The sequence below is a fragment of the Streptomyces sp. NEAU-sy36 genome (assembly GCF_013423905.1).
In the GTDB taxonomy this organism is placed as follows: Bacteria; Actinomycetota; Actinomycetes; order Streptomycetales; family Streptomycetaceae; genus Streptomyces; species Streptomyces misionensis.
Window position 1 is genome coordinate 2,216,105 of the sequence record NZ_CP058977.1, and the last position, 16,474, is coordinate 2,232,578.

Consider the following 16,474-nt stretch of genomic DNA (forward strand, 5'->3'; position numbering starts at 1 on the left):
ACGGACGTCGCCGTCGTGTCGCGACAGCAGCCGTTGAACACAGGCCTCGTGTCGCTGAACGCCGATCTTGCCGCGATGAAGACGAGACCTGTGTCGTAGACCTGCGTCCGCGAGACTGGCTGGCCTCGAAGCCCGGCAGCGTGCTCCCGAAGCGAACGGGGACGCCCCCGAAGTCGACGGCCGCGTCTCCGAAACGAACGGGGACGCCCCCGAAGCCGATGGCCGTGCCCTCGAAACACCACACAGGATGAAAAGAAGTCATACGGCAGGGGTGAATCGAGAGGATCAAATGCCAAAATTCGCGAGAATTGGAAGGACCCGAGATTCGACAGTTTCCCGATTCGGGATCGGGATCCGGAATTCATTGGGTTTCGCAAATAGGAAAAGGGATGTATGCTGGCAGCTGATCGCCAGTTCCGGGAAGCCGGACAGATCACTCGGTCCGCAAATGAGTCGGGCCCCACGCCTCTGTTGCACGAGATCGTGGGGCCCCCGGTTCCGGACCTGGGATGGGCTCGGCCGTGGCATCGGCCGGGCCCATCGTTGCTGCTAGTTCAGCTGCCAGAGCTTGTACACCCAGTACGCGGCCTGGCTGGCACGCGCGATCAGGATGCATATCTGGATGGCTGACTGCCGCTTGGTCCGGTCCGGCTTGGTTCCCTCGTCGGGGTTCCTGCCGGACACCGAATCACCTCCTCCCGGTAGACCAGCTGAAATCCACCGGAATTCTTGGAGGGGTGTCTCGACAGTAGCAGAATCACGCCTACGGAAAAGCGGCTCCCTGAATGCGGCACCCATGCGACGCGGCTAATGGCGAGAGCTGTCCGGCGGCGCCGAGGCGTGGGTAATAGCTGGCTCGCGCTCCGGGCAAGTCTCGGCGTGGTTCCGGTTACGGTCTCGGCGCCGAGCCAGTGATCTTGGTTAGATTCCGAGCGAGGAGGGCCGGGCGGGCCGGGCGCTCCAATCGGCCACGGTGTTGGTCATGGGTTGCTGTCGATCCAGCCCGTACGGCGCTCGGTGTTGAACTGCGGTCGCCGGTGGTCATCTCGATCTGCTGGCGAACGAGCTGCTCACCCCGGTGGACGCTGCAAGCTAGATCGCCCTTGGGCCGGTTGTGGCGCTCGGGGTGCGCGTGGCCGGGGCCGGTACGGTCCGCATTACGAGCCGGGAAGATCCGCTCGCGCGTCTCGGCTCGGCCCTGTTCGCCGCCCAGAACGTCGCAGTGATCTCGTTCAGGCCGCTGACCACTAGCATCTGGCCCTCCGGTCGCCAGCTCAGTGATGTGTGGGCTCTGGTCCCACTCGGCCGCAGCCCATCTTGAGGCACTGTCGGTCGGCGCCGTGCCGACGCCGCGGACACAACGCGCACCTTAAAGCTGCCGGCCTCCGTGGGCGGCCGGGAGTGGAGCCGTGGTGGCCCGGGGTGGACCATGAGCCCGGCTCCATGCATCGGTGGCCTGGGATGTACTGCCGATCGTCCCAAGTTCCGTACGACTTCGTCCCGCGTCACCGCGTACGACTTCCTCGCGCAAGGTTCTTCGGCTGCACAGCTGCTCTGGCTGCACAGCGCTACGTGACCAAGGTGAGCCTGGCGGCGGGTCCGCCGCATGACCATTGCATAAACGTGCATTGCTGCGTATAGTCATGCCATCCAGAGGAGGACGGACATGGCGGTACGTGCGGCGGTTGCCGGGGCGAGCGGGTACGCGGGTGGCGAGGTTCTGCGGCTGCTGCTCGCGCACCCCGAGGTCGAGGTCGGGGCGCTGACCGGGAACTCCAACGCGGGACAGCGGCTCGGAGGGCTCCAGCCCCACCTGTGGCCGCTGGCCGACCGGGTGCTGGGCGAGACCACGGCCGACGCGCTCGCCGGGCACGACGTGGTGTTCCTCGCGCTGCCGCACGGGCAGTCCGCCGCCGTCGCCGAGCAGCTCGGCCCGGATGTGCTCGTCATCGACATGGGCGCCGACTTCCGGCTGCGGGACGCGGGTGACTGGGAGAAGTTCTACGGCTCCCCGCACGCCGGCACCTGGCCCTACGGCCTCCCCGAGCTGCCCGGCGCCCGCGCCGCGCTCACGGGCTCCAAGCGCATCGCCGTGCCCGGCTGCTACCCCACCGCGGCGACCCTCGCCCTCTACCCCGCCTACGCGGCGCGGCTCGCCGAGCCCGAGGCCGTGATCGTCGCCGCCTCCGGCACCTCCGGCGCGGGCAAGGCGCCCAAGCCGCATCTGCTGGGCAGCGAGGTCATGGGCTCCATGTCGCCGTACGGTGTCGGCGGCGGCCACCGGCACACCCCCGAGATGATCCAGAACCTCAGCGCGGTCGCGGGGGAGCGGATCACCGTCTCCTTCACCCCGACCCTCGCCCCGATGCCCCGCGGCATCCTCGCCACGTGCAGCGCCAAGGCCGCGCCCGGGGTGACCGCGGAGTCGGTGCGCGCCGCCTACGAGAAGGCCTACGCCGACGAGCCCTTCGTGCAGCTGCTGCCCCCGGGCCAGTGGCCCGCGACGGGCGCCGTGCACGGTTCCAACGCCGTTCAGGTGCAGGTCGCCCACGACGAGGCCGCGGGCCGCATCATCGCGATCAGCGCCATCGACAACCTGACCAAGGGCACCGCGGGCGGTGCCGTCCAGAGCATGAACCTCGCCCTGGGTCTCGACGAGACCACCGGGCTTTCCACGATCGGAGTCGCACCGTGAGCGTCACGGCAGCCAAGGGATTCCGGGCGGCGGGCATCGCCGCCGGGATCAAGCAGAACGGCAACCCCGACCTGGCCCTCGTGGTCAACGACGGGCCCCGCCGTGCCGCCGCGGCCGTCTTCACCGCCAACCGCGTCAAGGCCGCGCCGGTGCTGTGGTCCGAGCAGGTCATGAAGAGCGGCCAGGTCTCCGCCGTGGTCCTCAACTCCGGTGGCGCCAACGCCTGTACCGGCCCCAAGGGCTTCCAGGACACCCACGCCACCGCCGAGAAGGCTGGCGAGGTGCTGGGCCGCGGCGCCATCGAGGTCGCCGTCTGCTCCACCGGCCTGATCGGCACCCTGCTGCCCATGGACAAGGTGCTCCCGGGCATCGAGACCGCCGCCGCCCAGCTGTCCGAGCACGGCGGCGAGAAGGCCGCCATCGCCATCAAGACCACCGACACCGTGCACAAGACGTCGGTCGTCTCCAGGGGAGACTGGACGGTCGGCGGGATGGCCAAGGGCGCGGGCATGCTCGCCCCCGGCCTCGCCACCATGCTGGTCGTGATCACCACCGACGCCGACGTGGACGAGGCCACCCTGGACAAGGCCCTGCGCGCCGCCACCCGGGTCACCTTCGACCGCGTCGACTCCGACGGCTGCATGTCCACCAACGACACCGTGCTGCTGCTGTCCTCCGGCGCCTCGGGCGCCACCCCCGACTACGACGCCTTCGCGGACGCCGTGCGGGAGGTCTGCGCCGACCTCGGCCGCCAGCTCATCGGCGACGCCGAGGGCGCCAGCAAGGACATCAAGGTCGAGGTGGTGGGCGCGGCGAGCGAGGCGGACGCCGTCGAGGTGGGCCGCTCCATCGCCCGCAACAACCTCCTCAAGTGCGCCATCCACGGCGAGGACCCCAACTGGGGCCGCGTCCTGTCCGCGATCGGCACCACCGGCGCCGTCTTCGAGCCGGACCGGCTGGGCGTCGCCATCAACGGCGTCTGGGTGTGCAAGAACGGCTCGGTCGGCGAGGACCGCGACCTGGTCGACATGCGCTACCGCGAGGTGCACATCGTCGCCGATCTCGCGGCCGGCGCCGAGACCGCGACGATCTGGACCAACGACCTGACCGCCGACTACGTCCACGAGAACAGCGCCTACTCCTCATGACCGCGACGCGCAAGCACACGGCACTGCCCAAGGCCAAGATCCTCATCGAGGCGCTGCCCTGGCTGACCCGGCACCACGGCAAGGTCGTCGTCATCAAGTTCGGCGGCAACGCCATGGTGGACGAGGAGCTGAAGGCCGCCTTCGCCCAGGACGTCGTCTTCCTGCGGCACGCCGGACTCAAGCCGGTCGTGGTGCACGGCGGCGGCCCCCAGATCAGCGCCGCCCTCGACCGGCACGGCATCGTCAGCGAGTTCAAGGCCGGCCTGCGGGTCACCACCGAGGAGGCCATGGACGTCGTACGGATGGTGCTCGCCGGACAGGTGCAGCGCGAGCTGGTCGGCCTGCTCAACCAGCACGGCCCGCTCGCCGTCGGCCTCACCGGCGAGGACGCCCACACCATCACCGCCGTCAAGCATCTCCCGGAGATCGACGGTGAGTTCGTCGACATCGGCCGCGTCGGCGAGATCACCGCGATCGACACCGGCGCCATCGAGGCCCTGCTCGCCGACGGCCGTATCCCGGTCGTCTCCTCCATCGCCCGCAGTCAGGACGACGGTCATGTCTACAACGTCAATGCTGATACGGCGGCTGCGGCACTCGCTGCGGCACTGGACGCCGAAACCCTCATGGTCCTCACCGACGTCGAGGGCCTCTACGAGGACTGGCCGCACTCCGACGAGGTGATCAGCCGCCTCACCGCAAGCCAACTGGAGAAGCTGCTCCCGGAGTTGAGCTCCGGCATGGTGCCCAAGATGCAGGGCTGCCTGTACGCCGTCCGCAACGGCGTGCACACCGCCCGCGTCATCGACGGCCGGGTCCAGCACTCCATCCTGCTGGAGATCTTCACCGACGAGGGCATCGGCACCATGGTCGTGCCCGACGAGCCCGAAAAGGACACGCCGTGACGGGCAACCAGGAACTGACCCAGCGCTGGCAGAGCGCGCTCATGAACAACTACGGCACCCCGCGCCTGCCCCTCGTGCGCGGCGCGGGCGCCACCGTGTGGGACGCCGAGGGCCGCGCGTACACCGACTTCGTCGGCGGCATCGCCACCAACGCCCTCGGCCACGCCCACCCGGCGATCGTCGAGGCGGTCACCCGGCAGATCGGCTCCCTCGGCCACGTCTCCAACCTCTTCCTGGCCGAGCCGACCGTCGCCCTCGCCGAGCGGCTGCTCCAGCTCTTCGGCCGCGACGGCCGGGTCTTCTTCTGCAACTCCGGCGCCGAGGCCAACGAGGCCGCCTTCAAGATCGGCCGGCTCACCGGGCGGACGCACGTCGTCGCCACCGAGGGCGGCTTCCACGGCCGTACGATGGGCGCCCTCGCGCTCACCGGGCAGCCCGCCAAGCAGGACCCGTTCCGCCCGCTGCCCGGCGACGTCACCCACGTCCCCTACGGCGACGCCCAGGCGCTGGCCGCCGCCGTCACCGAGGAGACGGCCCTGGTGATCATCGAGCCCATCCAGGGCGAGAACGGCGTCGTCGTACCGCCGACCGGCTACCTCAAGGCGGCCCGCGCCATCACCGCCGCCACCGGCGCCCTGCTGGTCCTGGACGAGGTGCAGACCGGCATCGGCCGCACCGGCACCTGGTTCGCCTACCAGGCCCACGAGGGCGTGCTGCCGGACGTGGTCACCCTCGCCAAGCAGCTCGGCGGCGGCCTGCCGCTCGGCGCCACCGTCGCGTTCGGCCGCGCCGCCGAACTGCTGCGGCCCGGCCAGCACGGCACCACCTTCGGCGGCAACCCGGTCGCCTGCGCCGCCGGACTCGCCGTCCTCGACACCATCGAGGGCGAGGAACTGCTGGAGAACGTCAAGCGGCAGAGCGAGCGGCTGCGCACCGGGATCGAGGCCCTGGACCACCCGCTGGTCGACCATGTCCGGGGCGCGGGCCTGCTCCTGGGTATCGTGCTCACCGGGCCGCGCGCGCCACAGGTGCAGCAGGCGGCCCAGGAGGCCGGGTTCCTGGTGAACGCCCCCGCCCCCGACGTCGTGCGGCTCATGCCCCCGCTGAACCTGCGCGACGACGAGGCGGGTGCCTTGCTCCAGGCGCTGCCCGGCATCCTCGACGCAGGCGGGGACGGACGATCCGGAGAATGAGACGACGATGAGCCAGGCGCAGGAGCACGAGCAGCAGACAGGTGCCGGGCCCGCCGTGCCGCAGACGCGCACCGCACGCCACCGCCGGATCGTGGACATCCTCAACCGGGAGCCGGTGCGTTCGCAGAGCCAGCTGGCCAAGCTGCTCGCCGACGACGGGCTCAGCGTCACCCAGGCGACGCTGAGCCGGGACCTCGACGAGCTGAACGCCGTCAAGATCCGCAACAACGAGGGCGACCTGATCTACGCGGTGCCCAGCGAGGGCGGCTTCCGCACCCCGCGCGCCCCGCTCGGCGAGTCCGCCAAGGAGGAGCGGATGCGGCGCCTGTCCCAGGAGCTGCTGATCTCCGCCGAGGCCTCGGCCAACCTGGTCGTGCTGCGCACCCCGCCCGGGGCCGCCCAGTTCCTCGCCTCGGCCATCGACCAGGCGGAACTGCACGACATCCTCGGCACCATCGCGGGCGACGACACCCTGCTGCTGATCAGCCGGGACCCCACCGGCGGCCAGGCCCTGGCGGACCACCTGCTCAAGCTCGCCCAGAACGGGCACTGACCGGCATGCGCGGCGCTGCCCCCCGGCGGAGAATGGGCATGTGATCCTCCGCGACGGCGGACCGGGGGCGGGCAATCCCCCGGCGGCCGTCGGCCGTATACAAGGGTGTGTCGGGTTTGCGGTTCCCCCTGGGGCGCCTCCCGGACGAGGCTCTGCTGTCCGGGCTGGCCACCGGAGACCAGGAGCTGGCGATCGTCTTCGTGCGGCGTTTCCAGCACCGGGTCTTCGGCGTGGCCATGGCGGTCACCGGGGACCAGCAGCTCGCCGAGGACGTCGCCCAGCAGACGTTCGAACGCGCGTGGCGGCACGCGCAGATCTACGATTCGCGCCGTGGTTCGGTCACCACCTGGCTGACCACCATCGCGCACAACCTCGCCATCGACGCCGTACGCGCCCGGCGCACGGAGCCGGTGGCACCCGAGGACCTCGACGCCCTTCTCGGCACGGTCACCGAGACCCCCGAACGATGGGTGCTGGCCGACGAGGCCTCCGCCCGGCTGCGGGCCGCCGTGGGCCGGCTGCCCCGGGAACAGGCGCGGGCCCTGATGATGGCGGGTGTCTACGGGATGACGGCCCAGCAGGTCGCCGACGCGGAACAGATCCCGCTCGGCACCGCCAAGACCCGGATCAGGGCGGCGATGGGCAAACTGCGCACCACACTGTCGGCTCCGGAGCGGGGCGACCATGTCCAGTGACGCGAACTGCGAGAAGCTGCGCGAGCTCGGGGCCGAGCTGGCGCTGGGCGTGCTGCCCGGCCGGGAGCGCGCCGAGGCCCTCGCCCATCTGGACGGGTGCGCGGACTGCCGGGACTTCGTCCGCCAGCTGACCCTGGTCGGCGACCGGCTGATCGGCCTGCTGCCCTGCCAGGAGCCGCCCCTCGGCTTCGAGACCCGGGTGGCGCGCAGCCTGGCGCGGCAGGCGACGGCGCAGCGGCACGCCTCCGGGCGGGGCGCGGGGGTCGCGTTCGCTGCGCTGCGCGAGCGGGCGCGCCGGACCCGGGTGCGGCTCGGGGCGGCCGCGGCCGCCCTCGCGGTGGTCGCCGGGTTCGCCGGCTGGGGCATCGGCACCGCGGTCGAGCAGGTCACCGCCACACCCCCGCGCACCATGCAGTCCGAGCCCATGCTGGTCGGCGACATGACCTCCGCCGCGGCCCGCGGCCGGCCGGTCGGCGAGGTGTACGCCAGCCCCGGCAACCCCGGCTGGGTCTTCATGACCGTCGAACTCGACGGCCACGGCGGCGCGTACACCGGCCGGGTCTCCTGTGTGCTGGAGCGCTCGAACGGCACCACCGTGCACGTCGGCGACTTCACCGTGCGCGACGGGCACGGATACTGGGGAGCCACGGCGCCCGTCGACGCGGACTCCGTCTCCGGCGCCCGGCTGACCGCGGCGGACGGCACCGTCCTCGCCCACGCCAAGCTGCAGACAGCGCACGTGCTGTCCCGGGAGACATGAGCCGTCAGGACGCCATCCGGCCGGTGTTCAGCCGGTGCAGCCGGGCGTACGTGCCGTCGTGGTCCAGCAGCTCGGCGTGCGCGCCGTCCTCGACGACCCGGCCCCCGTCGAGCACCACGATCCGGGTGGCGTCCCGGACGGTGAGCAGGTTGTGCGAGATGACGACGGTGGTCCGTCCGGCCATCAGCCGGCGCAGCGGTTCCATGATCCGCCGGCCCGAGGCCGCGTCGAGCCCGGTGGTCGGCTCGTCCAGCAGCAGCACGGGTGCATCCCTGATCATCGCGCGGGCGATGGCCAGCCGCTGGCACTGGCCGCCGGACAGGGTGCGCCCGCGCTGGCCGACGAGCGTGTCGTACCCGTCCGGGAGCCGCTCGACGAACTCGTGCGCGTCCGCCGCGCGCGCCGCCGCCACGATCTCGGCCTCGGAAGCGCCGGGGCGGCCGTAGGCGATGTTCTCCCGCACGGTGCCGTGGAAGACCAGGGTCTCCTGGAGCACCACCGCGACGCTCTCGCGCACGTCGGCCAGGCGCAGCTCGCGCAGATCGGTGCCGTCGAGCCGGACCGCGCCCCGCTCGGGGTCGTAGAAGCGCAGCTGGAGCCGGGCCACGGTGGACTTGCCGGCGCCGCTCGCCCCGACCAGCGCCAGCGTCTCGCCGGGCGCCACCCGGAAGGAGACGTCCGCGAGGGCCCAGGGGGTGGTGCCGGGGTAGCGGAACCAGACGCCGTCGAACTCCACCGAGCCGTGTGCCCGGCCGGTCGGGCGGGCGTCCGCCCGCTCGGTGACCTGGGGGCGCTGGTCCAGCAGCTCGATGATCCGCTCGGCGGAGGCGGCGGCCGTGTAGAAGGTGGTGGCGAGCCCGGACATCCCGCGCACCGGGCCGTACATCTTGCCGATCAGGGCGAGGAAGACCAGCAGCCCGCCCAGGGTGAGCCGCCCCTGGGCCAGCTGCCAGGTACCGAGGCCGAGGACCGCGAGTACCCCGGCCACCTCGATGACCTCGACGATCGGGGCGTAGACCGCCCGGATACGGGTCGAGGCGAGCACCGCCCGCAGCCGGCCCGAGCCTTCCCGCTCGAAGCGGCGCGCCTCCCAGCCCTGCCGGTTGTACGCCTGCACCAGCGCCACGTTGCCGAGCACCTCCTCGGCGATCGCGCTGAGCGAACCGCCGCGCCGCCTGGTCTCCCGGGACGCCTCCTTGCTCAGCCGCGCGAAGTGCCGCGCGGCGGACCAGAAGAGCGGCACGATGACCAGCGCGAGCAGCGTGAGGTCCCAGCTCAGGTAGAACAACAGGCCGAGGAAGACGGCCAGTTGGAGCACGTAGTACAGGGCGTCCGCCACGCCCGACAGCAGGAACGTCTCGACCGCGTCGACGTCGTCGGTGACGCGGGACAGCACGTCGCCGAGCCGGCGGCGCTCGAAGAAGCCGAGGGAGAGCCCCTGGAGATGGCGGAAGACCGCGCACCGCAAGGACAGCAGAAAGCGTTCGCCGACCCAGGCGGAGGTCATCCGGTCGGCGAATCCGAGGACGCCCGAGCACACGATCAGCCCCAGGTAGGCCGGGGCGATCCACAGGAAGGGTCCCAGGTCGCGGGGGACCAGCACCTCGTCCACGACGGTCTTGAACAGCCACAGCTCCCCGGCGTCGACGGCCGGACCGACCATGCTGAACAGCAGGAGGGGCAGGAGCCAGCGGCGACCGCCCCGGGTGTAGGGCCAGAACCGCCGGAACACCTCGCGCGGGGGGATCGCGGGCGCGGCCGCCACGACCGCTTCGGAGGTCTCGCCCACCGACAGCAGACGCCGCAGCACATGCGCCATGGGATGCGTTTCCTCGGAGTGCGGACGGGCGGGCCGGGGTCTTCGTCCCCCGGTCCGCCCGGCCTGTGTGGAGGTGGTCGGTCAGTAGCGTCCGAAGCGGTCGTCGTGCCGGTCGCCGTGGTCGTGCCGGTCGAAGTCGTCGCGGTCGCGGTCGCGGTCGCGGTCGTGGTCGCGCCCGTGGTCCCGGCCGTGACCGCCGTGGTCGCCGTGCCCGCCGCCGTGACCGCCGTGGTCACGCAGCGGCAGGAGGCTGCTGAAGATTGCCATGGGTTCCTCCCGGAGAATTCGCTTCACACGGGATACGTCGCAGGACGCGAGAGGGATGGCTTCTTCGGGAAGAAATTTCCCTTTCAACCCAGATACCGGTCCAGGCCCCCGGTGCGGAGCACCTCGTCCCGCGCCGTGAACAGCAGCGCCTCCACCCCGGGCAGCGACTCCAGCCAGGCGAGGCCCGCGCGCGAGCCCCGCGCGAACGCGGCCGTGGCCCAGCAGTCCGCCCAGGTCAGCCGGGGTGCCACCACGGTCGCCGACACCAGGTCGGTGTCCGCGGGCCGGCCCGTGCGCGGGTCCACGATGTGCGCGCCCCGCTCGGCCGTGCCCGACGTGGCGACGGACAGCTCGGCCGCCCCCGCCGACGACACCACCGCGGCGAGCCACCCGGCCCGCAGCGGATCCGCCACACCCACCCGCCAGGGCCGCCCCGCCTCCGGCTCGCCCAGCAGCTGGACGTCCCCGCCGCCGTTGACGGCGACCCCGCGCACCCCCGGCACCCGGGCCAGCAGCCGCGCGGCCCGTTCGGCCGCCCAGCCCTTGACGATCCCGGTGGGATCCGGCACGCCCCGGTGGCGGGTGCCGAACCACCCCTCGCTCACCCGCTCCGCCTCCGCCGCCAGTGCCAGCACCTCGGCCACCTCGGGCGCACACTCCGCCACGGTCAGCTCGCCCCGCGCCAGCCGGGACACCTCGCTGTCCGCGCGGTACGTGCTGAACACCGCGTCCGCCCGGTGGAGCCCGTCCACCGCCGCGCCGAGCGCCGCCCGCACCGCGCTCGGCTCACCCCCGCGCACGTCGAAGGAGAAGACGGTCCCCATGACCTCCTCCGCGTGCCGCACCCCGTCACCCATGGGCCTGGTCCAGCGCGGACTGGAGGGACTGCCGGTAGCCGGTGCTCGTGTACGTGGCCCCCGAGACCATGTCGATCCGCGCGCTCTGCGCCGCCAGCGCCTCGCGCCGCAGCTGGGGAAGCGCATAGCTGTTGATCTCCTGGTCGCGCGGGTTGTCCGTGGGGTACTGGACGGCCGTCACGTCGGTGAGCCTGCCGTCCTCGATGGTGGCCCGCACCTGGACCGGGCCCCAGCGGGTCTGCACGGTGCTGCCGGTGACGGTCTTCGAGACGCCCTCGGGGGCGGCGGGCGCGCTCGCGCCGGCCCGCGGGGCCGCGGTCGACGCGCCCACGACGAGACCGGAACCGGCGTGCGGCTTCAGGGACAGCAGCAGCACCACGCCGGAGACCGTGGCGGCGCTCGCCAGGACGATGCGGCGCAGCGGCCGGTTCTTCCTCAACGCGTGCATGGCGTCCGCCTCACAGTTCGAAGGACTCGTGGTGGATGCGGCGGTCCCGCAGACCGGCCGCGCGCAGGGCCTCGTAGACGTCCCGCGCGAACCCGTGCGGCCCGCAGATGTAGACGTCGTGGCCGCGCAGCCCGGGGACGGCCGCCCGCAGCGACTCCGCCGTGATGGCGGGCCGCTCACCGTGCGGACCGTTCAGCGCGTACAGCACCCTGGCACCGCGCCACCGGGCGATCGCCTCCAGCTCGCCGCCCAGCGCGAGATCCTCCGCCGAGCGCGCCCGGTACAGCAGGGTGACCTCGCCGGGCAGCGTCTCGAACAGGGCCCGCAGCGGAGTGACGCCGACCCCGGCCGCGATCAGCAGGGAGCGCCGGGCCGTGGTCCGGTCGGCGGTGAGCGCGCCGTAGGGGCCCTCCGCCCACACCCGGGTGCCGGGCCTGAGCAGCGAGACGGCCGTGCTGTGGTCGCCGAGCGCCTTCACCGTGATGCGCAGCAGGTCGGGGCGCGGCGGCGCCGACAGGGAGTACGGCGTGGAGGTCCAGGCCATGCCCGCGGCGAGGAACCGCCAGCGGAAGAACTGGCCCGGCCGCGCGCCCAGCCGGTCGAGGTGCCGGCCGCGCATCACGACCGAGTACACGCCGGGCGCCTCCGGCTGCACCGACTCCACCCGCAGCCGGTGCCTCCGGTTCAGCCGCACCGGGGTGAGGACCCGGAACCACACCACGAGCCCGGCGACCCCGAGGTAGAGCGCGTACCAGGCGGCGCCGGCCACCGGCCGGCCGTTGAACTGCTCGCCCAGCGACACCTGGTGGAAGAAGGTCAGGAACACGGCGGCGTACGTGAGCAGGTGGACGTAGTACCAGAACTCGTGCCGGACCCGGCGGCGCACGGCCCGCACGGAGGTGAGACCGACCGCGAACAGGATCACGGTGCCCGCGCCGGCCTTCAGCATGTCCGGGTAGTCCAGCACCACGGTGACCGTCTCGTGCCACAGCGACGCCCGGTCCTGCGCCGCGTACCCGGCGAGGATCAGCACGATGTGCGCCACCAGCAGGGACACCGTGTACCGGCCGGCCATCGCGTGCCAGCGCGCCACCCGGTCCGAGCCCACCCGGTTCTCCAGCAGCGGCACCCGCGCCATCAGGCCGACGAGCACCGCGCAGGCGTACCCGCACAGCAGACCGGCGATCCGCCCGGCGCCGGTGAGCCAGCCGGCCGCTCCGACCACCGAGGCGGTGTCCGTCCACCAGAGCGCGACCACGGCCGCCGCCCCCGCCCACAGCAGGGCGAGCAGCGGCCCCGCGGGGGAGCGGCGCCGCGCGGCCCCCCGCAGGGGCGGTGCCGCCCGCCTCGTCTCCACTGCTGTCATCAGGCCGTCCCTTCGTCCGTCGGCCCGCCCACTGTGCGTGCCCAAGCTCTGAGGGGCCTCTGAGAAAGGGCCCGGGGACGCTGTCTTCAGGGCTTTCTCACAGACGTCTCAGAGATCTCTCAGCAAGCCCCTGACCAGGCACTGCGACGGCCCACCGACGCTTTTCAGAGCAAACTCACAGCCCGCGCGGCCCACCGCCGCCCCGCGCACGCGCGATGCTGGGAGGCGCGATGAACACGACCCGTTCCGGCCGCCCGGCCCTCACCCGTCCCGACGGCACCCCGCTGCGCGTCCTCGTCGTCGACGACGACCCCGACCTCGCCGAGGTGCTCACCGGCGCCCTGCGCTACGAGGGCTGGGAGGTGCGCGCCGCCGCCGACGGCACCGCCGCCCTCGCCGCCGCGCGCGAGCTGCGGCCCGACGCCGTCGTCCTGGACGTGATGCTGCCCGACATGGACGGCCTCGCCGTGCTGCGCGGGCTGCACGAGTCCCAGCCCGATGTGTGCGTGCTCTTCCTCACCGCGCGCGACGCCGTCGAGGACCGGATAGCCGGGCTCACGGCGGGCGGCGACGACTACGTCACCAAGCCCTTCAGCCTGGAGGAGGTCGTGGCCCGGCTGCGCGGACTGCTGCGCCGCGCCGGGATGGCCCGCCGCCCGGAGGAGGAGGCCGGGCTGGTCGTGGGCGACCTGGTGATGGACGAGGACGCCCGTGAGGTGACCCGGTCCGGCGAGCTGATCGAACTCTCGCCGACCGAGTTCGAGCTGCTGCGCTTCCTGATGCGCAACCCACGCCGCGTGCTCAGCAAGGCGCAGATCCTCGACCGGGTCTGGTCCTACGACTTCGGCGGCCGGGCCCACGTGGTCGAGCTGTACATCTCCTACCTGCGCAAGAAGATCGACGCGGGCCGGGCACCCATGATCCACACGGTGCGCGGGGCGGGCTACGTGATCAAACCGGTGACCGTGTGACGACCGGCGACCGCCCGGGCCTGCTCGCCCGCCTGCCCCGCTTCCGCACCCTGCGCGCCCGCCTGACCTTCGGCCTCGTGGTCCTGCTCGCGGTGAGCTGCGCCGCCGTCGGGGTGGCCGCGGTGGTCGAGCTGAACGGCTTTCTCACCCAGCGCCTGGACGAACAGCTCGCCCAGGTCGGCACCCGCTTCCCGGAGAGCCTGGAGCACCGCGGCAGGCTGCCCGACGACCACGACGGCGACGAGCAGGCCGACACCCGGCGGATGGCCACCGGCACCTTCGGCGCCCGCCTGCTGGACGGCACCGTCACCAACAAGGGCCTCATCCGCTCCGGCGACCTCTCCGCCGACCTGAACGTCGCCCTGTCCGCGGCGGACGCCGAACGGCTGGCCCGGACACCGGCCGACGGCCGCCCGCACACCGTCGAACTCTCGGCCCTCGGCCACTACCGGGTCGTCGCCACCCCCGGACGCGACGGCGACGTGCTGATGGCCGGCCTCCCGCTGGAGTCCGTCGAGGCCACCGTCCACCGGCTGGAGCTGGTCTCCGCGGTGGTCTTCGGCCTCGCCCTGGTCACGGCCGGGGTGGCCGGCGCCCTCTGGGTCCGCTGGTCCCTGCGCCCCCTCGGCCGGGTCGCCGCCACCGCCACCCGGGTCAGCGAACTCCCGCTCGCCAGCGGCGAGGTCGCCCTGCCGCCGCGCGCCCCCGACGCCGACCCGCACAGCGAGGTGGGCCGGGTCGCCGCCGCCCTCAACCGCATGCTCGGCCATGTCGAGGACGCGCTCACCGAGCGGCACGCGAGCCAGGAGCGGCTGCGCCGGTTCGCCGCCGACGCCAGCCACGAGCTGCGCACCCCGGTCGCCTCGGTGCGCGGCCACGCCGAACTGGGCCTGCTGCACCCCGGCCCGGTGCCGCCCGAGGTCACCCGGGCGCTGGAGCGGATCGCCGCGGAGTCCTCCCGGATGGGCCTGATGGTGGACGACCTGCTGCTGCTCGCCCGCCTCGACGCGGGCCGCCCGCTGGAGCGCGGCCCGGTCGACCTGACCCGGCTGGTCCTGGACGCGGTCACCGACGCCCGCGCCGCGGGCCCCGGCCACCGCTGGACCCTGGACCTCCCCGAGGACCCGGTCACGGTCACCGGAGACGCGCACCGCCTCCACCAGGTGGTCGCCAACCTGCTGGCCAACGCGCGTCTGCACACGCCCCCGGGCACCGAGGTCACGGTCGCCCTGGAGCCCCGCCCCGGCGCCGTCCGCCTCCGCGTCCACGACGACGGCCCCGGCATCCCCGAGGAGCTGCGCCCCGCGGTCTTCGAACGCTTCACCCGCGCCGACCACCGCCGCCACGCGGACGCGTCCGCGCCGGGGGCGGGCCTCGGCCTGTCGATCGTGGCGGCGGTGGTGGAGGCGCACGGCGGGACGGTGGAGGCGGACAGCGAACCGGGCGCCACGACCTTCCGCGTCACCCTGCCGGTCTGACGTCAGTACCGGCTGACGCCGGTGGCGCCGCCGGACGTGCCCAGGACGATGTGCGGCGCCCGCCGCGGCACCACCCACCGCAGGATCCGCCGCATGTCCGCCTCCGGGACGGAGACACAACCGGCGGTCGCCCCGCGCCCGTCGACGTGCAGGAAGATCCCGGCTCCCCGCCCCCGCACCGGCCGGTGGTAGTTGAACCCCACCACCAGCGCGTACGCGTACTGGCCGGCGTACGCGCTCAGGTGCTCCGACTCCGCGGCCCGGCAGTCGCGCGGCAGCGGATCCGTCCAGCGGTTGTACGACGACGACGCGTTGTCCTGGCACCACCAGGAGCTCGCGCGGACGGCCCGGTAGGGGACCCGCGTGCCGCCCGGCGCCGCCTTGGTGCCGAAGCCGAACGGGAGGTCGTACAACCCGGTCGGCGTCGTGTCCGTGCCCTGCGTCCGGGCAGCCCCCTCGACCAGCCCCTTCGCCCCGAACCGCGCCGGTGCGGACCCGGCCCGCGCCCATGTCCCGCCCCGCCGGTCCCACCAGGTGACCGTGCCCGTCGTGGAACCGGTGTCGGGCGCCTGCGCGATGATCAGCTGGGTGCCGCCGCCGGTGTCGGCCAGCCGCTCGGGCAGCGGGGCCGCCCCGCGGGGCGGGGCGGCGCCGAGCAGACCGAGAAGGGAGGCGGAGACGAGGCGGGCGACGGCACCGGGGCGCATGCTCAGACGCTAGCCGGGGGCAGCGGCAGCGGCAGTCCGGGAAGGCCGTCCAGGCTCGTGGCGATGTACTCCTTCTTGGTGAAGTACTCGTTGAGGGAGGCGTCGTCCTCCCGCGCGAAGCGCCTCTCGTGCAGGTCGCGCTCCTCCTCGTACGCCATGAAGGGGACGGCGTACCCGCAGGTGTCCCGCACCAGCTCGGCGTGGACGACGATGATCGCGCGCAGTCCGTGCGGCTCCGGGTCGATGCCGGGGAAGCGGGCGAGCAGCTCCGGGAAGCGCGGGTCGTCGCGGAAGACCGGCTCGCCCCGGCCGTGCACCCGCACGATGTTCGGCGGGCCCTGGAAGGCGCACCACATCAGGGTGATCCGCCCGTTCTCCCGCAGGTGCGCGATGGTCTCGGCGTTGGAACCGGCGAAGTCCAGGTAGCCCACGGTGAGTTCGTCCAGCACGGCGAACGAGCCCCGGAGGCCCTTGGGGGAGAGGTTGACCCGGCCGTCGCCGGACAGCGGCGCGGTCGCGGTGAAGAAGAGGGGTTGCTCCTCGATGAACGTGCGGAGCCTGCCGTCGATGCGCTCGTAGGTCTTTCCCATGTCCAGGATTATCCCCGGAACT

At 72.9% G+C, this 16,474-nt stretch carries 17 protein-coding genes; 9 read left to right on the forward strand and 8 right to left on the reverse strand.

Features of this window, described 5'->3' with window-relative positions; translation table 11 throughout:
* Positions 1-549: 549 nt before the first annotated feature.
* A complete protein-coding gene (locus HZZ00_RS38275; RefSeq protein WP_257585729.1) occupies positions 550-684 on the reverse strand; it encodes a hypothetical protein in 135 nt (44 codons plus the stop codon).
* A 982-nt stretch (positions 685-1,666) separates the two neighbouring features.
* Between HZZ00_RS38275 and argC the strand changes: the two genes are divergently transcribed.
* The 7 genes from argC (at position 1,667) to HZZ00_RS10115 (ending at position 7,949) form a co-directional block, all read left to right on the forward strand.
* Complete coding sequence (gene argC / locus HZZ00_RS10085) at positions 1,667-2,695, forward strand: N-acetyl-gamma-glutamyl-phosphate reductase (RefSeq protein ID WP_180331874.1); 1,029 nt, start codon at positions 1,667-1,669, stop codon at positions 2,693-2,695.
* The gene (gene argJ, locus HZZ00_RS10090) at positions 2,692-3,843 is read left to right on the forward strand and encodes a bifunctional glutamate N-acetyltransferase/amino-acid acetyltransferase ArgJ (RefSeq protein ID WP_180331875.1); all 1,152 of its coding nucleotides are present in this window, start codon (positions 2,692-2,694) and stop codon (positions 3,841-3,843) included. Before argC ends, argJ begins: the two co-directional genes overlap by 4 nt.
* Positions 3,840-4,748 carry an acetylglutamate kinase gene (gene argB, locus HZZ00_RS10095; protein ID WP_180331876.1) on the forward strand — a complete coding sequence of 303 codons (909 nt, stop codon included), beginning with the start codon at positions 3,840-3,842 and terminating at the stop codon, positions 4,746-4,748. The genes argJ and argB overlap by 4 nt, the downstream gene beginning before the upstream one ends.
* Positions 4,749-4,789: 41 nt before the next feature.
* Complete coding sequence (locus tag HZZ00_RS10100; RefSeq protein WP_257585932.1) at positions 4,790-5,941, forward strand: acetylornithine transaminase; 1,152 nt, start codon at positions 4,790-4,792, stop codon at positions 5,939-5,941.
* A 7-nt stretch (positions 5,942-5,948) separates the two neighbouring features.
* Complete coding sequence (locus tag HZZ00_RS10105; protein WP_180331878.1) at positions 5,949-6,494, forward strand: arginine repressor; 546 nt, start codon at positions 5,949-5,951, stop codon at positions 6,492-6,494.
* 107 nt (positions 6,495-6,601) lie between these two features.
* Positions 6,602-7,189 carry an RNA polymerase sigma factor gene (locus HZZ00_RS10110; protein WP_070030276.1) on the forward strand — a complete coding sequence of 196 codons (588 nt, stop codon included), beginning with the start codon at positions 6,602-6,604 and terminating at the stop codon, positions 7,187-7,189.
* Complete coding sequence (locus tag HZZ00_RS10115; protein ID WP_180331879.1) at positions 7,179-7,949, forward strand: zf-HC2 domain-containing protein; 771 nt, start codon at positions 7,179-7,181, stop codon at positions 7,947-7,949. The genes HZZ00_RS10110 and HZZ00_RS10115 overlap by 11 nt, the downstream gene beginning before the upstream one ends.
* Before the next feature lie 4 nt (positions 7,950-7,953).
* On the opposite strand, the gene HZZ00_RS10120 is transcribed toward HZZ00_RS10115, so the two are convergent.
* The 5 genes from HZZ00_RS10120 to HZZ00_RS10140 form a co-directional block, all read right to left on the reverse strand.
* Positions 7,954-9,768 (reverse strand): ABC transporter ATP-binding protein, encoded by a 1,815-nt coding sequence (locus HZZ00_RS10120; protein ID WP_180331880.1) that lies wholly within the window; start codon positions 9,766-9,768, stop codon positions 7,954-7,956.
* Between the two features lie 81 nt (positions 9,769-9,849).
* Positions 9,850-10,035 carry a hypothetical protein gene (locus HZZ00_RS10125; protein ID WP_180331881.1) on the reverse strand — a complete coding sequence of 62 codons (186 nt, stop codon included), beginning with the start codon at positions 10,033-10,035 and terminating at the stop codon, positions 9,850-9,852.
* Between the two features lie 83 nt (positions 10,036-10,118).
* Positions 10,119-10,859: an FAD:protein FMN transferase gene (locus HZZ00_RS10130; protein WP_180333448.1), complete on the reverse strand. Its 741-nt coding sequence runs from the start codon at positions 10,857-10,859 to the stop codon at positions 10,119-10,121.
* Between the two features lie 25 nt (positions 10,860-10,884).
* Positions 10,885-11,340, reverse strand: coding sequence for an FMN-binding protein (locus tag HZZ00_RS10135; RefSeq protein ID WP_180331882.1), 456 nt, complete (start codon positions 11,338-11,340; stop codon positions 10,885-10,887).
* Between the two features lie 10 nt (positions 11,341-11,350).
* Positions 11,351-12,706, reverse strand: coding sequence for a ferric reductase-like transmembrane domain-containing protein (locus HZZ00_RS10140; RefSeq protein ID WP_180331883.1), 1,356 nt, complete (start codon positions 12,704-12,706; stop codon positions 11,351-11,353).
* A gap of 230 nt (positions 12,707-12,936) precedes the next feature.
* On the opposite strand from HZZ00_RS10140, the gene HZZ00_RS10145 reads away from it, so the two are divergent.
* Complete coding sequence (locus HZZ00_RS10145; RefSeq protein WP_180331884.1) at positions 12,937-13,677, forward strand: response regulator transcription factor; 741 nt, start codon at positions 12,937-12,939, stop codon at positions 13,675-13,677.
* Positions 13,674-15,155 carry a cell wall metabolism sensor histidine kinase WalK gene (locus tag HZZ00_RS10150; protein WP_257585730.1) on the forward strand — a complete coding sequence of 494 codons (1,482 nt, stop codon included), beginning with the start codon at positions 13,674-13,676 and terminating at the stop codon, positions 15,153-15,155. The genes HZZ00_RS10145 and HZZ00_RS10150 overlap by 4 nt, the downstream gene beginning before the upstream one ends.
* A gap of 2 nt (positions 15,156-15,157) precedes the next feature.
* Here the strand turns inward: HZZ00_RS10150 and HZZ00_RS10155 are convergent, their stop codons facing one another.
* Complete coding sequence (locus HZZ00_RS10155; protein ID WP_180331885.1) at positions 15,158-15,862, reverse strand: L,D-transpeptidase; 705 nt, start codon at positions 15,860-15,862, stop codon at positions 15,158-15,160.
* 2 nt (positions 15,863-15,864) lie between these two features.
* On the reverse strand, positions 15,865-16,452 hold the full coding sequence (locus HZZ00_RS10160) for a pyridoxamine 5'-phosphate oxidase family protein (protein ID WP_180331886.1): 588 nt from the start codon (positions 16,450-16,452) through the stop codon (positions 15,865-15,867).
* Between the last annotated feature and the right edge of the window lie 22 nt (positions 16,453-16,474).

Bases quoted from the DNA above. Each gene is read 5' to 3' on its own strand.
- HZZ00_RS10155 (WP_180331885.1), bottom strand. From the start codon at position 15,862: ATGCGCCCCGGTGCCGTCGCCCGCCTCGTCTCCGCCTCCCTTCTCGGT.
- HZZ00_RS10140 (WP_180331883.1), bottom strand. From the start codon at position 12,706: ATGACAGCAGTGGAGACGAGGCGGGCGGCACCGCCCCTGCGGGGGGCC.
- argC (WP_180331874.1), top strand. From the start codon at position 1,667: ATGGCGGTACGTGCGGCGGTTGCCGGGGCGAGCGGGTACGCGGGTGGC.
- argB (WP_180331876.1), top strand. From the start codon at position 3,840: ATGACCGCGACGCGCAAGCACACGGCACTGCCCAAGGCCAAGATCCTC.
- HZZ00_RS10135 (WP_180331882.1), bottom strand. From the start codon at position 11,340: ATGCACGCGTTGAGGAAGAACCGGCCGCTGCGCCGCATCGTCCTGGCG.
- HZZ00_RS10145 (WP_180331884.1), top strand. From the start codon at position 12,937: ATGAACACGACCCGTTCCGGCCGCCCGGCCCTCACCCGTCCCGACGGC.
- HZZ00_RS10120 (WP_180331880.1), bottom strand. From the start codon at position 9,768: ATGGCGCATGTGCTGCGGCGTCTGCTGTCGGTGGGCGAGACCTCCGAA.
- HZZ00_RS10125 (WP_180331881.1), bottom strand. From the start codon at position 10,035: ATGGCAATCTTCAGCAGCCTCCTGCCGCTGCGTGACCACGGCGGTCAC.
- HZZ00_RS10130 (WP_180333448.1), bottom strand. From the start codon at position 10,859: ATGGGGACCGTCTTCTCCTTCGACGTGCGCGGGGGTGAGCCGAGCGCG.
- HZZ00_RS10105 (WP_180331878.1), top strand. From the start codon at position 5,949: ATGAGCCAGGCGCAGGAGCACGAGCAGCAGACAGGTGCCGGGCCCGCC.
- HZZ00_RS10115 (WP_180331879.1), top strand. From the start codon at position 7,179: ATGTCCAGTGACGCGAACTGCGAGAAGCTGCGCGAGCTCGGGGCCGAG.
- HZZ00_RS10100 (WP_257585932.1), top strand. From the start codon at position 4,790: ATGAACAACTACGGCACCCCGCGCCTGCCCCTCGTGCGCGGCGCGGGC.
- HZZ00_RS10160 (WP_180331886.1), bottom strand. From the start codon at position 16,452: ATGGGAAAGACCTACGAGCGCATCGACGGCAGGCTCCGCACGTTCATC.